This window comes from Acinetobacter sp. 1566109, assembly GCF_000582255.1.
Lineage (GTDB): Bacteria > Pseudomonadota > Gammaproteobacteria > Pseudomonadales > Moraxellaceae > Acinetobacter > Acinetobacter nosocomialis.
The window spans coordinates 74,768-89,832 of the sequence record NZ_JEYB01000007.1 but is presented as its reverse complement, the minus strand read 5'-3'; the positions used below and the strand labels follow the sequence as shown (position 1 = coordinate 89,832).

14 protein-coding genes are annotated in these 15,065 nt (G+C 42.6%); 13 read left to right on the top strand and 1 reads right to left on the bottom strand.

The genetic code is table 11. The annotated features are described in order from the left end of the window. Positions 1-8 precede the first annotated feature (8 nt). From J582_RS09300 to J582_RS09245, 12 genes are all read left to right on the top strand, one after another. Positions 9-1,076 (top strand): aromatic ring-hydroxylating oxygenase subunit alpha, encoded by a 1,068-nt coding sequence (locus J582_RS09300; RefSeq protein ID WP_032047792.1) that lies wholly within the window; start codon positions 9-11, stop codon positions 1,074-1,076. Then, positions 1,069-1,833, top strand: coding sequence for an SDR family oxidoreductase (locus tag J582_RS09295; protein ID WP_032047791.1), 765 nt, complete (start codon positions 1,069-1,071; stop codon positions 1,831-1,833). Before J582_RS09300 ends, J582_RS09295 begins: the two co-directional genes overlap by 8 nt. 11 nt (positions 1,834-1,844) lie before the next feature. Then, on the top strand, positions 1,845-2,774 hold the full coding sequence (locus J582_RS09290) for a VOC family protein (protein ID WP_000627784.1): 930 nt from the start codon (positions 1,845-1,847) through the stop codon (positions 2,772-2,774). A gap of 29 nt (positions 2,775-2,803) precedes the next feature. Beyond that, a complete protein-coding gene (locus J582_RS09285) occupies positions 2,804-4,015 on the top strand; it encodes an NAD(P)/FAD-dependent oxidoreductase (RefSeq protein ID WP_032047790.1) in 1,212 nt (403 codons plus the stop codon). 42 nt (positions 4,016-4,057) lie between these two features. Further along, positions 4,058-5,281 (top strand): MFS transporter, encoded by a 1,224-nt coding sequence (locus tag J582_RS09280; protein ID WP_016804087.1) that lies wholly within the window; start codon positions 4,058-4,060, stop codon positions 5,279-5,281. 23 nt (positions 5,282-5,304) lie between these two features. Beyond that, a complete protein-coding gene (locus tag J582_RS09275; RefSeq protein ID WP_000211626.1) occupies positions 5,305-5,826 on the top strand; it encodes a cupin domain-containing protein in 522 nt (173 codons plus the stop codon). A 36-nt stretch (positions 5,827-5,862) separates the two neighbouring features. Continuing rightward, entirely contained in the window at positions 5,863-6,687 is an 825-nt protein-coding gene (locus J582_RS09270; RefSeq protein ID WP_032010796.1) for an alpha/beta fold hydrolase, read from the top strand. Between the two features lie 15 nt (positions 6,688-6,702). After that, a complete protein-coding gene (locus J582_RS09265) occupies positions 6,703-7,497 on the top strand; it encodes an SDR family oxidoreductase (protein ID WP_002132569.1) in 795 nt (264 codons plus the stop codon). A 15-nt stretch (positions 7,498-7,512) separates the two neighbouring features. Further along, complete coding sequence (locus J582_RS09260; RefSeq protein WP_032047789.1) at positions 7,513-8,304, top strand: aspartate dehydrogenase; 792 nt, start codon at positions 7,513-7,515, stop codon at positions 8,302-8,304. Positions 8,305-8,317: 13 nt separating this feature from the next. Further along, positions 8,318-9,784: an aldehyde dehydrogenase gene (locus J582_RS09255; RefSeq protein WP_032047788.1), complete on the top strand. Its 1,467-nt coding sequence runs from the start codon at positions 8,318-8,320 to the stop codon at positions 9,782-9,784. A gap of 38 nt (positions 9,785-9,822) precedes the next feature. Beyond that, entirely contained in the window at positions 9,823-11,463 is a 1,641-nt protein-coding gene (locus J582_RS09250) for a thiamine pyrophosphate-binding protein (protein ID WP_032047787.1), read from the top strand. 155 nt (positions 11,464-11,618) lie between these two features. Next, positions 11,619-12,815, top strand: a complete 1,197-nt coding sequence (locus J582_RS09245; RefSeq protein WP_032047786.1) for a hypothetical protein — start codon at positions 11,619-11,621, stop codon at positions 12,813-12,815. Positions 12,816-12,877: 62 nt separating this feature from the next. Here the strand turns inward: J582_RS09245 and J582_RS09240 are convergent, their stop codons facing one another. After that, on the bottom strand, positions 12,878-14,176 hold the full coding sequence (locus J582_RS09240) for an MFS transporter (RefSeq protein ID WP_032047785.1): 1,299 nt from the start codon (positions 14,174-14,176) through the stop codon (positions 12,878-12,880). A 234-nt stretch (positions 14,177-14,410) separates the two neighbouring features. On the opposite strand from J582_RS09240, the gene def reads away from it, so the two are divergent. Then, positions 14,411-14,893 (top strand): peptide deformylase, encoded by a 483-nt coding sequence (gene def, locus J582_RS09235; protein WP_016804077.1) that lies wholly within the window; start codon positions 14,411-14,413, stop codon positions 14,891-14,893. Positions 14,894-15,065 lie beyond the last annotated feature (172 nt).

Sequence of the window (15,065 nt, the reverse complement as noted above, 5' to 3'; positions counted from 1 at the left end):
AGAATAAAATGAACGCAATCGTATCAACTTCACAAAGCGCTGAAGAATATTTAGAACTTGGTTTACGTGACCAATGGCATCCGGTTTTAGCAAGTTGGGAAGTCGCTGCTAATCCGGTTGGGATTACCCGTTTAGGTGAAAACATTGTGGTTTGGCGTGATGCCGAAGGTCAGATTCATGCGCTTGAAGATCGCTGTCCACACCGCGGTGCTCGTCTTTCACTCGGCTGGAACTTGGGTGATCGAGTTGCTTGCTGGTATCACGGTGTTGAAGTTCGTGCTGATGGTGTGGTTGCCGATGTACCAGCCGTTCATGAATGCCCAATGACTGGAACCAAGTGTTTAAAGAGCTATCCGGTCATTGAACAGCATGGTGCAATCTTCATCTGGTTTGGGATTGATGCAAATGAACAACCCGCACCGCTTGAGTTCCCAGAACAACTGGCAAGCGAAGAGTGGAGTTCATTCCTTTGCCAAGCAGACTGGAAAGTAAACCATCAATATGCCATTGATAACGTGATGGACCCAATGCACGGTACATATTTGCACTGTACTTCACACTCAATGGCAGAAGGTGAACGTACCGCAGAGATGAAACACCGCACAACTGAAAATGGTTTTGTTTTTGAAAAAGAAGGCCAAACAGGTGTGAACTTTGACTGGGTTGAATATGGTTCGACTGGTGCAAGTTGGTTACGCCTTTCAATTCCTTACCGTAAACAGTTTGGTCCGGGTGGTGAATTCTGGATTGTGGGTTACGCAACGCCAATTGATGCCAACAATACCCGTGTATTTTTCTGGCGCTGCCGTAAGGTGAGTGGTTGGCAACGTAATGTATGGCGCTTCTTATATCGCAATCATTTAGAACAATTGCATTGGGATGTATTGGAACAAGACCGCATTATTTTAGAAAACCTTGCGCCAAATGCACGTGCAAGAGAATTCTTATATCAACACGACGTTGGGCTTGCACGTTTACGCCGTTTAATGAAGAAAGAAGCTGAGAAGCAATTAAAGAAAATTGCTGCACTAAATGCATCAAACCGTATCGAGATGCAGGAAGAAGCTCATGGCTAATGTAGCGTTGTTGCAAGGCAAAAAAGTTTTAGTGACTGGTGCTGCACGTGGTTTAGGGCGAGATTTCGCTCAAGCCATTGCTGAGGCTGGTGCTGAAGTTGTAATGGCAGATATTTTATCTGACCTCGTGCAACAAGAAGCGCAAGCCTTACAAAAACAAGGACTCAAGGTCCATGCAGTCACTATTGACCTTGCCAATGCAGACTCTATTGAAAATGCTGTCGTAAAAAGCGTTGAACTGTTAAATGGTTTGGATGGTCTTGTGAACTGCGCAGCGCTTGCGACCAATGTCGGTGGAAAAAATATGATTGATTACGATCCTGAACTTTGGGATCGGGTCATGAATATTAATGTGAAAGGTACATGGTTAATTACAAAAGCCTGTATTCCACATTTAAAACAATCGGCTGCCGGTAAGATTATTAATGTTGCGTCAGATACAGCACTTTGGGGCGCACCGAACCTGATGGCTTATGTTGCAAGTAAAGGTGCAATTGTTGCCATGACACGTTCAATGGCAAGAGAGTTGGGTCAGTTCAATATCTGTGTCAATACTTTGTCTCCGGGGCTGACTCTGGTTGAAGCAACCGAGTATGTGCCACAGGAACGTCATGATTTATATGTCAACGGAAGAGCGATTCAACGCCAGCAACTTCCACAAGATTTAAATGGAACAGCATTGTATCTACTGTCGGATTTGTCCTCTTTTGTGACAGGTCAAAATATTCCGGTCAATGGCGGTTTTGTCTTTAACTAAGGAGTAGTCAAATGATTACAGGGATCGAGATTTTAAAGTTTGGAGTTGAAGATAGAGCCGCTTCAAACAAATTTTTGGCAGATTTTGGTTTAAGCCAAAGTACTTCTGATATTGAAGGTGCAGATTTATACCAGACTCAAAACGGCAGCAAGATTTATCTATTTAATTGTGATGATAACCGTTTGCCGCCTGCTATTGAGCAAGGTTCAACTTTACGTGAAGTCACTTGGGGTGTTGATAGTCTTCAAGACCTTGAAGACTTGGCAGCTCGTTTGGCCGATGTAGACGGTTTTAAACGTACTGAAAATACAGTTCAGTGTCTTGACCCAAATGGCATGACCATTCGTTTTGAACAAAGTTTTGTTAAGGAAGTACCTGAACTTAAAACGGAAGGTATTAACCAATACGGCAATATTCAGCGTGTTAATGCAGCAAGTCCTGTTTATGAAAAAGGTCAACCTGTTGCGATTGGACATGTGGTGTTTTTCACACCGGATTTGGCAACTACTGAAAACTTCTATATTGAAAAAGTAGGCTTCCACTTATCTGATGCTTACAAAAATCGCGGTGCATTCTTACGTTGCCGCGGTGAAGGTTATCACCACGATTTATTCTTACTTAGCGTTCCAAATAAACCAGCGGGTCTAAATCACGTTGCGTTTGTTGTTCGTGATATTCATGAGGTGATTGGAGGCGGCTTACATATGAACCGTTCAGAGTGGTCAACCTTTATTGGACCGGGACGTCATCCAATTTCTTCTGCTTATTTCTGGTACGTCAACTCACCATTGGGTGGTGCATTTGAATATTACACCAACGATGATTATTTGACTGAAGAATGGCAGCCACGTGTAGAAGAACATCGTCTAGAGCTTTTCACCGAGTGGGCGATTGAAGGTGGTCTTGATGACAAAACCCGCCGTCAGGTAAAGCCTGTGTAACAGGCATTGCTTTACAAGGAAGAAAGGCTATGGAAAAGATTGTAATTGTAGGGGCGGGGCAGGCTGCAGGTTGGGCAGTTAGTACCTTACGTCAAAATGGATATGTGGGGGAAATTCATGTGGTCTCAAATGAAGATCAGGTGTTTTATGAGCGTCCGCCACTGTCTAAGCAAGTACTTTCAAAAGAAGCAACGTATGAAAGTTTAAATCTGTTCTCTCCAGAACAGGTCCAAGAGTTCAACATTCAATGGCACAAACCGGAAATTGCAACAAAAGTCGATCGCGAGCAAAAGCAGGTTCATTTAGAAAGTGGTCAGATTTTGCCGTATGACAAATTGCTGATCGCAACTGGAAGTCGTACACGTGTACCCGTTAATACATGGCAGTTCATTCCTAATGTTGTGACTTTACGCAATGTACATGACTGTGAACGTCTGGCTGAAATTTTAAAGAATGCAAAAAATGTGGCTGTGATTGGCGGCGGCTGGATTGGTTTGGAAATCGCTGCAACCGCACGTAAGCAAGGCAAAGAGGTTCATATTTTTGAATATGGCGACCGTTTGTGTGCAAGAAGTGTGAGTCCGGAAGTTTCTGCATTTTTAAAAAATATGCATGAGACCCAAGGTACAAAAATTCATTTAGACAGCAAGAGCCTTCATTTGGTGGAAGCACCAGATCAAAAAGTTGAAGTGGTGAACCATCCTCAACATAGCCAGTTATTTGATTGTGTCGTAGTGGGTGCAGGTGCCGAAATTGCTAAAGAGTTAGGCGTGCATGCTGGGCTCGATGTGAAAGATGGCATTGTGGTGAATTGTTTTGGACAGACCTCAGATCAAGACATTTATGCCGCAGGTGATGTCGCGATTCATCCGGGCTTGGGTTATTGCATTCAGTCTTGGGCAAATGCACAAAATCAGGCGATTGCAGCTGCGAAATCAATGCTCGGAATTGAAACTGAATATACCGATATTCCTTGGCTCTGGTCTGATCAATACCACTTTAATATCCAGATTTTAGGAACGTATCAACCTGAAAAAACCAAAGAAATGGTGATTCGCCAAGGCGGTGAAGATCAGGTGAGCTATTTATATCTGGACCATGAAAATCGCTTGCTGAATATGATAGCCATTAATGACTCTAAATTGATCAAACTAGCAAAGCGTTGGATGCAAGCCAACACCGTTTTAGATCCAAAATTATTAGCAGATGCTGAATTTAATGTCATGAAGTTAAAACCGTAAACATTAAATCTGGTTCTCATTACCAAATCGAAGGAATGACACATGAGTAATGAAGAAAAAAGTGGATTAAAGCATTGGGTGCCTGCTTTTGTCCTTATGGTGTGTGTGGTACTGGCCTTTTTCGACAAGATCAGTATTGCGGTTTTATTTTCAGACCCACATTTTCAAAGCTCGATGGGAATTGCTGAAGATAAAGCCAAGCTCGGATGGCTCATGACAAGCTTTTTACTTGCTTATGGGTTTTCATCAGTCTTTCTAAGCTTTTTAGGCGACATTTTTAACCCAAAGAAAATGCTGTTCTGGAGTGTGACTTCTTGGGGTTTACTCATGCTTTGCATGGGCTTTACCACCAGCTACTCAGGCATGTTGATTTTACGGGTTTTACTTGGTTTGGCAGAAGGTCCGCTATTTGCTTTGGCATACACCATTGTTAAGCAGACTTACACAGACCGTCAGCAGGCACGTGCCTCAACCATGTTCTTACTGGGTACACCGATTGGTGCATTCCTTGGTTTCCCGATCACTGCAAATGTTTTAGCTCATCACGACTGGCACACCACTTTTTTTGTGATGGCTGGTTTAACACTGATCGCTATTTTTAGCATTGTTTTTGGTTTACGTAACTTACAGCTCAAGAAAACTGTCGAAATTGAGGGCGAGAGTAAACGCACCAACTTCAAGGGTCACATTGCCAATACTAAATTGCTGCTCAGCAACAGCGCATTCTGGTTGGTTTGCCTCTTTAACATTGCATTGATGACTTATTTGTGGGGCTTAAACAGTTGGGTTCCTTCTTATCTTATGCAAGACAAAGGATTCAATCTCAAAGAGTTTGGGATGTATTCAAGCTTTCCATTCATCGCCATGTTAATTGGCGAAGTGGTGGGTGCGTTTTTATCTGACAAGTTAGGCCGCCGCGCTATTCAGGTATTTAGCGGTTTATTACTCGCGGGCATCTTCATGTATGTGATGGTCATTATGACCCAGCCATTATTGATTATTGCTGCCATGTCTTTAAGTGCAATGGCGTGGGGCTTTGGAGTAGCTGCGGTATTTGCTCTGCTTGCCCGAGTAACCACCTCAAATGTAGGTGCGACAGCGGGTGGAATATTTAACGGTTTAGGCAATTTTGCAAGTGCAATTGCACCTGTTCTTATCGGTTACATCGTGATGCAAACACATAGTTTTAATTTGGGAATTACCTTCTTGGCTGCAGTCGCTGTCATTGGGTCGTTGTTCTTGGTTCCTCTTTTAAAACGTTATTAATTCACTGTATAGGAGTTTAAAAAATGACTACACAACAATTCGAATCGTGGAAACAGCCAGAAGGCGCTTCTTTAGAAGATTGGTTAAACACACGTATTGCTCGCTTTGAGACTCGTAAATATGACTTTGAGGCTTTGAAGTTCCAAGCCGATTACGACCCGAAATATCGTCGTGCTCAAATGCGTTATATGGGTACGGGTGCAACTGGTGTTGCAAATGACAGCAACACTGTACCTGCCGAGAACTTTACGTTTTCGACTATGGTGCTACCACCACAGTGTGAAGGTCCTTTGCACATTCACCACGACGTTGAAGAAGTTTTCTTTATGCTCCGCGGCGAAATTGATTTGTTTATTGAGCACAACGGCGAGAAATTCCAGACCCGTTTAAAAGAGCGTGACCTGATTTCAATTCCACCGGGGATCTACCGTGGTTTGTTTAACCCAGGTCAAGAAGATGCCTTGATGTGCGTGATGTTGGGAACAGGTAAACCAACCATTCCTAATTATCCACCAGAGCATCCATTGTCTCAAATCAAACGTTAATTGTTTGATGAAGTGAATGAAGGGAAAGAATTGAAAATGATGACACTCATTGAAAAGTTAGCAGAATTTCCGGTGAAAACGGTCAATGTTCAAGGCCAGCAGCAAGCCTATCGGGAAGCTGGTCAGGGCGAATACCTTGTGCTGTTGCATGGCATTAGTTCAGGTTCTGCTTCATGGGTAAACCAACTTGAAGTGCTGTCTCATCATTTTCATGTCATTGCCTGGGACGCACCGGGCTATGGCAAATCAGATGAACTTTTAACGGATCAACCGAATGCAACCGACTACGCAAAGCGTTTGGCAGCGTTATTCGATGTTTTAAAAATTGAAAAAGCGATTGTGGTCGGACACTCATTAGGCGCCTTACAGGCGAGTGCATTTGCTGCACTTTACCCAGAGCGAGTGGAACACTTAGTTGTTGCTAACTTAGCTCAAGGCTACCAACGTCACGATGAACAAACACAAATTCAGGTTTTTGAAAAAAGACCAAAAATGTTGAAAGAACTCGGCGCTAAAGGTATGGCCCAAAGCCGTGGACCTCATTTGATTTATAAACAAGAGCCACAAGCCTTAGCTTTAGTTTCAGAAGTGATGCAACAGTTGACCCTACAGGGTTTCACACATGCATCGTACTTATTGGCATATGACGAAATACGTAATTACTTAACCGATTTAAAAGTCCCATGCACAGTGATTGCAGGGCAGCAAGATCAAATCACTCCTGCGTTAGGTATACAAGAGCTTGCTCAGGAATTGCAGTTGGAACAGCGCTTCGTCATAGAAGATGCAGGACATTTAAGTTATGTCGACCAACCGCAAGCATTTAACCAAATTATGTTGACGATTCAGGAACAATCGTAAGAGAGATTAAGGATTATGAGCTTCCAAGTTGAAGGAAAAGTTGCAGTTGTTACCGGTGGCTCATCTGGGATTGGGCTGGCTGCTGTTGAAATACTGGTTGCAGAGGGTGCAAAAGTTGCGTGGTGTGGTCGCGATGAAGAACGTTTAAATGCTTCTAAGCGCTATATTTTAGAAAAATTTCCACATGCCAATATTTTTACCAAAGCATGTAATGTGTTGAAAAAAGAAGAAGTTCAGCAATTTGCCAAAGAGGTCAAACTCAATTTGGGCAATGTGGACATGCTCATTAACAATGCTGGGCAAGGCCGTGTTTCAAATTTTGAAAATACGCAAGATGAAGACTGGATGAAAGAAATTGAGCTGAAATATTTCAGTGTTTTACATCCGGTACGGGCTTTTCTAGATGACTTAAAACAGTCGGCAAATGCCTCAATTACCAATGTGAACTCGTTACTGGCATTGCAACCAGAACCACACATGATTGCGACTTCATCTGCACGCGCTGCACTGTTGAATTTAACCCATTCATTGGCGCATGAGTTTACTCAATATGGCGTTCGTGTGAACTCGATTTTACTCGGTATGGTTGAGTCTGCGCAGTGGAAACGTCGTTATGAAACTCGTTCAGATTTGAATCTCTCATGGGAAGAGTGGACAGGCAATATCGCAAAAAACCGTGGTATTCCCATGCAGCGTTTAGGCCGTCCAGAAGAGCCTGCACGTGCTTTAGTTTTCTTGGCATCACCATTGGCATCTTACACCACAGGTTCGGCAATAGATGTCTCAGGTGGTTTTAACAAACATTTATAAATATCAGGTGCTGTCATGAAAAAGTTGATGATGATTGGTTTTGGCGCAATGGCAGCAGAAGTGTATGCCCATTTACCCCAAGATCTGCAACTCAAATGGATTGTCGTGCCATCTCGCAGCATTGAGAAAGTTCAATCACAAGTCTCGTCTGACATTCAGGTGATTTCAGATATTGAGGAGTGTGATGGTACGCCAGACTATGTCATTGAAGTGGCAGGTCAAGCAGCAGTGAAAGAGCATGCTCAAAAAGTTTTAGCGAAAGGCTGGACTATTGGTCTGATTTCGGTGGGTACTTTGGCTGATAACGAGTTTTTAATTCAGCTTAAGCAAACTGCCGAAAAAAATGATGCACATTTGCATTTGCTTGCAGGGGCTATCGCAGGCATTGACGGTATTTCTGCGGCTAAAGAAGGTGGTTTGCAAAAAGTCACTTACAAAGGCTGTAAAAGTCCAAAAAGTTGGAAGGGCAGTTATGCAGAACAATTGGTCGATTTAGATCACGTTTCAGAACCTACGGTCTTTTTTACAGGAACTGCCCGTGAAGCTGCCATGAAATTTCCGGCCAATGCCAACGTTGCAGCAACCATTGCGCTTGCAGGGCTTGGAATGGATGAAACCATGGTTGAGTTAACTGTTGATCCAACCATCAACAAAAACAAACACACCATTGTGGCAGAAGGTGGCTTTGGACAAATGACTATTGAACTGGTGGGTGTGCCATTGCCAAGTAACCCGAAAACATCAACTTTGGCTGCGCTTAGCGTGATTCGTGCTTGTCGCAATAGTGTAGAAGCAATACAGATTTAAGAAGGATTTGATCATGGCAAAGGAAATTTATATTGCAGGTGAATGGCGTTTAGGCCGTGGTGCAGTCATTCAAAGCCTGTTTCCGGCAGATCAGTCGGTAAACGCTGAGCTTTCAACAGCAACGCTTGAAGATGTAAATGAAGCAATTGAAAAAGCGAATCAGGCTTGGCGTCAACCCAGCTGGAGAAACAGCTTGCCGCATGAGCGTGCACGTATTCTCTATAAAGTTGCAGACATTATTGAAGCGCGTGTAGATGAATTATCAAATCTGCAAACCCGCGATAATGGGAAGCCTTTAACCGAAACTCGTGGTTTGGTGATGAGCGCGGCGGCAACCGCACGTTATGTTGCTGCGGCATGTGAAACGCTAAATGATGAGTTAACTACTCAGCGTGCTCCAGACTTTATGACCATGAGTGTGCATGAACCTGTAGGCGTTGTGGCAGCCATTACGCCTTGGAACTCTCCAATTGCGAGTGAAGTTCAAAAGCTTGCTCCAGCTTTGGCAGCAGGAAATGCCGTGGTGTTAAAACCAGCAGAAGCAACTTCACTCATTGCTTTAGAGCTTGCCAAAATTTTTGAAGAGGCTGGTTTACCAAAAGGCTTACTCAGTGTGTTAGTGGGGCGTGGTTCTATCATTGGTGACGCAATTGCTCAACATCCATTGGTTCGCAAAATTTCTTTTACAGGTGGGACAACCACGGGTCGTCATTTGGCACACATTGCCGCTGACAAACTGATTACCACTTCACTTGAGTTGGGTGGTAAGTCACCAACCATCGTTTTGCCGGATGCAGACGTTGAATTGGCTGCTAAAGGTGTGGCGTACGGAATTTTTAGCTCGGCAGGCCAAGCGTGTATCGCAGGTTCTCGCTTGTTTATTCATAGCAGTCTTTACGATCAGTTTTTAACGCGTTTAGTTGAAATTACCAAAGGCTTACGTGTTGGCCATCCGGAACAAGCTGGTGTGCATTTAGGTCCACTGGTCAATGACAAACATTTGCAGTCAGTTGATCGCTATGTGCAACTTGCTAAAAGCGAAGGTGGTCAGGTTCTGATTGGTGGTGAGGCACTTACCACTGGTGACTATGCCAAAGGAAGCTATTACTTACCAACCATTATCACGGGCTTAAATAACAGTGCTCAAACCTGTCAGGAAGAAATTTTTGGTCCTGTTTTAGTCGTTATGAAATATGACAATGAGCAAGATTTAATTGCCCAAGCCAATGACAGTTGTTTTGGACTTGCCGCAGGTATCTGGACTGAAAGCTATCGTAAAGCTTGGCGTATTGCACGTGCATTAGAAGTGGGAACGGTATGGATTAATACCTACAAAAAATTCTCGATTAGTGCGCCGTTTGGTGGCTTTAAAGACAGTGGGATTGGGCGCGAAAAAGGCCGTTTGGGCATTTTATCGTACATGCAACAAAAGAGTATTTATATGGGGCTGAATGAACAGCCTAACCCTTGGTGCGATTAATAAATTCAAGGACTGAAAACAAATTTTGAGGAACAGACATGACTGAACGTGTAAATGTAGGCGAAGCAATCGCAAGAGTTTTAGAAGCGCACCAAGTTGATAGTATTTATGGTGTTATTTCCATCCACAATTTACCTATTGCCGATGCGGTAGGGCGCCGTGAAAAAATGCGCTTTGTCGCAGCCCGTGGTGAAGCTGGTGCGGTCACTATGGCAGATGCACACTCACGCTTTAAAGGTCTAGGTGTAGCGCTGACCAGTACGGGTGCTGGTGCAGGTAATGCAGTGGGGTCACTGATTGAAGCAATGAATGCAGGTAGCCCTGTATTGCATTTAACTGGTCAGGTTGAGCGTGAATATCTCGACCGTGATGCAAGCTTCATTCATGAAACTAAAGACCAACTTACATTCTTACGTGCATCAAGCAAAGCGGCGTTCCGTATTACCAGCCCAGACAATGCTGTTGGTGTGATTCGTGAAGCCATCCGTGTCGCAACCACTGTTCCAATGGGACCGGTAAGTGTTGAGCTACCCATTGATGTACAAGCAGCAGAGATTGATTTGCCACTTAATCTTGGGCCAGTGAAAGCACTTGAGTTGCCACAGGCAGAGCAAGCTGAAATTGATCTTCTTGTAAGCGAAATCAAAAAAGCAAAACGTCCGATTTTCTGGATTGGCGGTGGAACTTTAAATAGCGTTGCAGAAGTTAAAGCAATTGCAGATTTAGGTATTCCGGTTGTTTCATCGACTCATGCTCGTGGGGTGTTGCCAGATGATCATCCACGTAGTTTAGGTGCTTTCCATAATTCGGCAGGTGTTGAGCAATTATTAAAAGATGCTGACTTAATGGTTGTGGTGGGTTCTCGTTTACGTAGTAATGAAACCAAAACTTATTCGGTTGAATTCCCTGAAAACATTATTCAGGTAGATGCCAACCCAGTGGCTCAGCAACGTAATTACAAAATCCGCAACTTCATTTGTGGCGATGCCAAAGATGTCTTAACACGTGTGTTAGAACAACTTCAAGGTACTTCAAAAGTTGATGCCGATTACGATGCTGCTGTAGTGGCGGCTAAACAAGCTGCCATTGATGCACTGCGCAAGCAAATCGATCAGTACGCATTAATTTGTGATCACTTACGTGCAGCTTTACCTCAAGACGGCATTTTTGTACGTGACATCACCATGTCGGGTAGTACATGGGGCAGTCGTTTATTCCCTGTACAAGCACCAAACCAAAACATCCACTCACTCGCGGGTGCAATTGGTTTAGGCCTTGCAACAGCAATTGGTGCTTCGGTTGCTAACCCTGACAAAAAAGTAATTGGTTTAGTCGGCGATGGCGGCTTAATGCTTGGTATTGGTGAAATTGCAACTATGGTGCAAGAAAACACCAATATGGTCTTAATGATTATGAATGACGGTGGTTATGGCGTAATGCGTGGCATTCAAAATAACTACTTCGGTGGTCGCCAGTATTTCAATGAACTGCATACTCCAGACTATAAACTTCTTGGCGAATCAATGGGTGTGAAAAGCTGGAAAGTGGGTAGTGCAGAAGAGTTTAAAACGGTTATTCAAGAGGCTATCGCTTTTGAAGGGCCAACCGTGATTGAGCTCGATATGAACTCGATTGGACCATTAAACTTTGCGGGTCCACCGCAAAAGAAACTGTATTAACCAGTTTGGATGGTTTAGTACATATGCGATGGGAGCTGCTAAGCCATCCTTTTTTTAGATAAATTTTTTTGTCTAAAAAACAATAAAAACGAAGTTTTACAGGTAAAACAAATAAAGTTCCAGCAGGACGCTGGAACTCAATCAAGGATGTAGAGATGAAAAAGACTTCATTGATCATGGCATTCATTGCACCGTTTACGCTGGGGGTAAGCGTCAATGCATTTGCAAAAGACTCATTGCTTGAATGGAAAAGTGATGACGGCACCGACTCATTAAAGTTAGGTGGGGTGGTTCGGTTAAATCAGCGCTATGAAGATTGGGAAGGCCCAAACCGCGGTTTCGGTAAGCTCTATTTTGATATTTTCAGAGTCGATTTAAAAGGTAAGTTTGATGATGCTTACATCAATGCCAGCTATCTATTTCAAGATCAGCAGAAAACATCTATTGAAAAGGCATACGTTGGCTATAACTTAAATGCCAATAACAGCATTGAAGCAGGTCTGGTTTATAAACCTTTTACAATTTATCCCTATCCGCAAAATGGCTGGACCTATCACATTCCATTCTTTTTAGGGTATGGAAATAACATTGCGCCGGGACTTAACTGGAATTATCACGACAAAGATTGGGATGTAAAACTCGGTTACTACCCGCAAATGTTAGAGACCAACTTGCGTTATTCACCTGAGAGTGCAACTTATGATGATTTGGCAGGAAATGCATTTCCATCTCAAAAAGCCTATCAAAATGAAAAGCGCAATCAAATCAATACCCGCATTGTTCGCAAGTTAGAAACCGATTTTGGTAAGCAGGAGTTTGGTGTTTCTGGCGCGATTGCACAGTTACATAACAAAGTGACCGATAAAGACGGCAAATATTATGCAGTCGGTTTGCATACCGAAAACAACTACAATCGCTTTAATTTACAAAGTTCTGTCATTCACTATCAATATGATGCTAAAAACCCAGATGGTGTAAATAATGATATGACTTTAATGGGCAATAATGGCTTTACACCTGCTTATTTCATTGCTTCAGAAGGTACGATTGCCAGTTTAAACCTTGCTTATACGTTACCTGTGACCAATATGGGCAAACTAAAAGCCATTAAGTTTTATAATGACTATAGTTATCTCGATAAAAAACGTGATGATTGGTCAGACTCGCAAATGAACACTACAGGCATGATGTTTATTGCTTCGCCATTTATGGTTTGGGCAGACTATACGTGGGGTAAAAACTCCAACATTATTGGTGGGGCAACCAACTCAACAGGGTATACCTCTGCCACTTCACCAAATAGTGATAAGTGGCTATACCGTATTAACTTTAATATCGGGTTTACTTTCTAAAGTAAGCAGCATTAAAAAAACCACGCAATCGGCGTGGTTTTTTATTTAATAAGTTAAAGCGTTTAATATCTGTTTTTTTCAAACTTATTCCAAAACACAAAGGCAGTTAAAAAGGCCAAAATAGTTAGCGCGAAAATATAATACATCGCACCAATATCACTATATTGGCTGAGCCAATGCACTAAAGGCAGCGTCATACCACCCACAATTGCATAAGACAAATTATAAGAAAACGAAATGCCAGAGAAGCGAACAGGCGCGGGGAACATTTTGACCATACTGCTCGACACCATACCGACAGTACCTGAGCATAGGCCCAACAGCATATATAAACCAAAAATGGTTGAATGTGCGGCATGACCTAAACTGTTATAAAAAACTGCTGCTGTAAGTGCCACAGCAAGCGCACCGGCCATCATGACTTTGCCACAGCCAAAACGGTCAGCAAAATAGCCTGCCAAAATACAGCCAATCATTTGCATGACAATGGCTGCACTTTGCATTTCAAAAGTCTGTGCACGATCAAAACCAAATGAACCAATCAACAAATTTGGCATGGCTAAAATCACCACCACCACACAACCCGTTAAAAACCATGTAAATAACATGCCAATCGCAACGGCTGTTTTATGCGTTTTTAAGACTTGTTTTACAGGCATTTCTTTTGAAATTTCTTTACGTGCCTGCATGGCTTTAAATACAGGTGTTTCTTTTAAATACGTTCTTAAATAAAGTGCAACTAGACCAAAAATACCACCTGCAATAAAAGGTATACGCCAAGCCCAGTCATGGATTTGTCCTTCACTAAAATTCAGTGAAATCCATAAAGACATCAGTGCACCCAGTAAAATTCCTAAAGAAAGCCCAGCGGTGAGTAACCCATTTGCCAGTCCGATTTTTCTTTCAGGGACATGTTCCGATACAAAGGTCCATGCAGCTGGAATTTCACCCCCAATCGCAATCCCTTGCACCACACGCATAAGCAATAAAAGTAGCGGTGCCAAATATCCGATATTTTCAAAGGTGGGCAATATCCCGATAAATAGGGTAGGCAGTGCCATCAGCAAAATTGAAAGTGAAAAGAGCTTCTTACGCCCGACCAAGTCACCAAAATGGGCCATGACAACCCCACCTAAAGGGCGGAAAAAGTAACCTGCTGCAAAAATGCCGTAAGTGTTGAGCATGGCCCAAAACGGACTAAGCGTGCTTGGAAAAAAGAGGTCGGAAATGATTTTTGCGTAAAATACATAAATCACAAAATCGTAAAACTCTAAAGCGCCACCCAATGAAGAAAGGGCGAGAGTTCGTTTATCTTCTTTAGTGAGGTAGTTCGCGTCCTGCAAAGTTAATTCTTGATCCATTTTTTACTTAGTTGTTGTAATTGAAGTTAGGATATTAATGGAAAAGTGAAATAAAAGTAAATGGAGGAAATTTGTTCTATAGGGATATGTGGATTTTACTTAGTAAGCTAAAAAAGCTTTAAAACAAAAAATGCTTTAGATGAAACAAAAACAGATGTCGGAATGACTTTTCTTTTGGCCTGTTCAGCGACACAATAAAACTTGTCATAGCCAGTTTAATGAGAGATTCAAAGGATGAGCGTAGTTTTACCTGTTGCGAAGCGTGGTGAAGATATTTTGAAATTGATTGCGGCTCCTGTTTCGGCAAATGAGCTAAACAGTAATTGGCTTTATCAACTTGCTGACGCTATGCATGCAACAATGCTTGAACGTAATGGGGTGGGAATTGCAGCACCGCAAGTTTATATCTCTAAACGCGTCATTATTGTGGCATCTCGACCAAATCCACGCTATCCGGATGCACCTGAAATGGATGCTGTGGTTATGGTAAATCCTGAAATTTTAGAGTTCTCAAACGAAGTTTGTTTAGGTGAAGAAGGCTGCTTAAGTGTGCCAGACGAACGTGGACAAGTTGAACGCGCAGAAATGGTTAAGGTGAAATACTTAACACTTCAGGGTGAGACGATTGAAAGCGTTTTTCATGGTTTTCCTGCTCGTATTGTTCAACACGAGGTCGATCATTTAAATGGGATCTTGTTTGTAGAAAGAATAAGCTAACCATCTCTTTAAAGTTTTGAAAAACCTATAATGAGCTTGAAATGGGGAAGTTATAGGAATTACAATACTTATAGCGTGATATTTAAATCATTACAAAAGATATAATTTTAATATTATCAGCAGGTTGTGCTGAAATTTTACGCGATGTTGTAAATCTCCTCATTTAAGGTTA